Origin of the sequence: Bellilinea sp., assembly GCF_034432615.1 — a bacterium.
GTDB lineage: Bacteria > Chloroflexota > Anaerolineae > Anaerolineales > Anaerolineaceae > Bellilinea.
The window spans coordinates 1-3,448 of sequence record NZ_DAOUBL010000137.1 but is presented as its reverse complement, the minus strand read 5'-3'; the positions used below and the strand labels follow the sequence as shown (position 1 = coordinate 3,448).

The following is a 3,448-nucleotide window of genomic DNA, read 5'->3' as shown; positions in this document are numbered from 1 at the left end:
CCTGCAAACACAGCAGCAAGGCCACCGAGAGAATCACCGCCAACCAGGTTTTGCCCTTGCCCAAACCAGTCAACGGCGCCGCGCCGACCAGCAGGAGAATGATCATCCAGATGGTATATAAATCCACCTGGGCCAGCAGCGGGCGCAAAAAGGCGGTGAAGCCCTCGGCATCGGCCGCTAAAAAGCCGGAAAGTCCGGGCGCCTGAATCACCTGGCGGGTGGTCAGCATGTAAACTGCCTGCACGATGAAGCGCAAGGCGAACGGCATGCTTGCCCAGGCCGCCAGATTGAGCGCGGCGGTGTTGCTGCCGCGGCTGCCGACCATGGTCAGCGCCAGATGCAGGATGCTGCCCAGCAAAAACCAGCCGATCCACACCCCGGTCAGTGCGCCCAGGGCGGGCAGACCGTAAATGACCATCGGGCTGGCGCGGTTTTGCTGGCTCTGAAAGTACTGCTCCTGCTGTTCGGGCGGCCAGTACTGAAAGTCGGGCGGCAGTTCGCCGCTCGGCTGAGCGGCGGCGGCGCGCGCCGGCCCGCCAGCCAGGGATACGATCAACGCCAGCAGGCTCAACACCAGCAGGGGCGCCAGCCAGACGCCTTTTTCCTGCTGACTGACGGCCTGCATGGTGCGCCCCGGACGGAAGAAAACCGGCAGCAGCCAGTCAAAACGCAGCCGGCGCGGACGGGGTTCTTCGATGATTTCGATATCGTTCGATTCGGTTTCTGCCATGGGTTTCCTCGTTTACGAAAAATGCAGCGGTTGACGGGCTTACCCGTTCCACCTTAAATAACGTCAATTCTGGATAAATCATTTTTACATCAACTTTCGAATTTTCTTCCCCCTCCCGCCTCCCCCAAAATCGCCCCTGCGATTTTGGGGGAGGTGCAGGTGGGGGTCATTGGCATTGCATGCCGGGTTTTGATCTTATCTCGAACTCACGTTAAGATAAGACGATGCGCTGTGCGGAAAGTTCCCGTTTTCGATCGGTTTGATTTTGAATCTATCATAAGTCAAGGGGTTTGGGCAAGATGGTTTTTTTTTATCCACACGGCTTTCTCAAAGTTAAAACCGGTCAAACCGCAGCCGGCGGGCGTTTTAAGTCAAGTCGAGCGATTTTGCCCCCTCCTGCGCCTCCCCCAATATCGCCAATGCGATATTGGGGGAGGTGGGTGGGGGTCGTTTCGCCACAATTCAAGTTTCGATACAAAATTTCAGAGTTGTCAAGAAACTTTGAGAAAGCCATATTTTATCCAAGGACTTGAAAATTATACGGCACAGCCGTATATATATATTTTATAGAATTCAACGAAGGCGCGGATTGCGGAGCTCATCCTGAAAATGGTATTATGAGCCAATAATACTTCCGCCCGATTCCATCCCCCCGCTGCCATCATCCGCCGTCAGGCTGTATCATCCCCACCGCCTCACTACTCCCCCTCATTGAATCGGCCTGGGGCGGGCATCGCGCGGGGACTGCACCACCACCTGGCTGAGGTCGAATTTGCCCAAAATGCTGCGCACCTGTGCCATGTCAAAGCGCTCGCTCTTGACGAAAATCCACACCGGCGGGTGGTCATAGACGCTGAAGGCCTCTTCGGCGGCAAAAAAGTTGAAGTTGAACAGCGGCAAACGCGGCGGCGCCCCCCAGCGCACCTGACCGCCGACATCCGAAATATAGAAATTGCCGATGCGCCACGGGGCTTGAAAATGAGCCGCCAGATCAAACCCCAGCCGCCCGTCGAACAGCGCGCGGTAGTATTCGATGGTCATCGGGTAGGTCAGCTGCAGGCGGGCAACGCTCCAGATGCCGCGCTGGCTGGGCAGGATGATGTAATCCACCTCCGCCAGCCGTTCGTAGAACATCTGGCGCTTGTTTTCATCGTCGTACCAGCGCACCTCCATCGTCACCCCGCGGTAAAAATCGCCGAACGGGTCGTAAGTGGCGCGCGGCACGGGCAGTCCCTCGTCCCACGATTCGTTGGCAAGCGTCAGGCGGTAAATTTTGAGCGGTTGATCGGATGGATTGTGCAGGGTGAGGGTGTACACCTGCCCGGCTTGCAGTTCTCCACCCGAAAGTTCGGCCTGGACGGGGCTGCCGCGCGCCGCACCGCCGGCGCGCGGTACCTGCAGGCTGGTTTCAGTCAGCAGATCGAGGCTGCTGCCCTCGCGGTACAGCGATAAACGCAACTGCGCCGGCGAATCGGCGGGGTTGAACAGGCGCGGCAGGGTGACCGAGCGCAGCGTGCCGCTCTCGCGGGCGGTGAAAGTCAGGGTAAACCGCTCGCCGGGCGGGATGGTCAGTCCATCCGGCACGGAAACCGGTTGAAAACGGCTGCCCTGAGTGGTTTGCAGCTCGAAATGCACCGGCGCGGGAATGTTCTGGAAAATCCACTCGGTGGCCTGCAGGCGGGTATGCGGCTGGCGATAGACGGCGCTGACGAAGGCATTGGCCCAGATCAGCGTGCCGCCCAGCACAAAGACCATCAACCCGCCGGCTGCCACCCGCCGCACAGTCAGCCGGCCCACCCCCATGCCGCCGCTGCCTGCCGATTGCCACACCTGCCACAGCAGCCAGGCCGCCAGCAGTGCCAGGAAGGGATAGATTGGCAGAAAGTAGCGGATGGACTTGACCCAGCGGGTACCCATGAACAAAAAGTATCCACCTACCCACACCAGCGGGATGAGGTGGGCGCGGTAAAGCAGTCCTTTGCGCAGCACCTGCCAGCCGGCCAGCCCAAATCCCAGCCAGGCGGTCAATCCAAAGGGCAGCCCCATGCCCCATACCACCATGTTCATCAGCGGGAAGAGAATCGCCGGGCGGGCCGCCCACTGTTCGCCGGGCGGGCCGCCGCCAATCCCGCTGGATTCCATCTGGGCAACCTGCATACTGTCCACCCAGTCCTGATTGAGGTGCAGGGTAAAGAAGGTGGTGTCCCCCTGCGGTGCGCGGAAGGACATCGGCTGAGTTAGCCGGAAAGCCAGCAGGGCGGAAAAGGCGGAAAGCACCAGCAGCAGGGCGGTGCTGCCAAAGATGCGGCTCAGATCGCTCTGGAAGCGCAGTTTCAAATCGGTAATGCTCAAAAATGCAGCCACCACCACCATGCCAATCAACGGCAGCAGGTTGATTTTGCAGGCCAGCGCCATACCGGCGGCCGCCCCAAACAGGGCAAACCAGCCCGCCGCAGCCGGCACAAGGCGGTAAGCGCCGTCCGGATACGGGCGGCGGGCGAGGGGCGGCTGTTGGGCAATGCGCACGGCAGCGTACAGCGCCAGCATGGTGAAGAAAGTGCCGAAGTTGTCCACCGTCATGAAGTGGGACTGCTGAATCTGCATCACCGCCAGCGCCGAAAGCGCCGCGCCGGTCAGCGCAATGCGGTGGTTGTACAGTCTTCTACCGATCAAGTACAGCAGCCCAATCGCCAGCGCGTCCGCCAGTGCCGAAAGCCG

The 3,448-nt window shown here is 60.2% G+C and carries 2 protein-coding genes; both read right to left on the bottom strand.

What is annotated here, in order from left to right; genetic code table 11:
* The coding region (locus tag VAE48_RS06205; protein WP_322792450.1) for a Yip1 family protein at positions 1 to 730 on the bottom strand (730 nt) is incomplete at its 3' end.
* A gap of 708 nt (positions 731 to 1,438) precedes the next feature.
* Positions 1,439 to 3,448 (bottom strand): ArnT family glycosyltransferase (locus VAE48_RS06200; protein ID WP_322792449.1); only part of this gene is annotated, 2,010 nt, incomplete at its 5' end.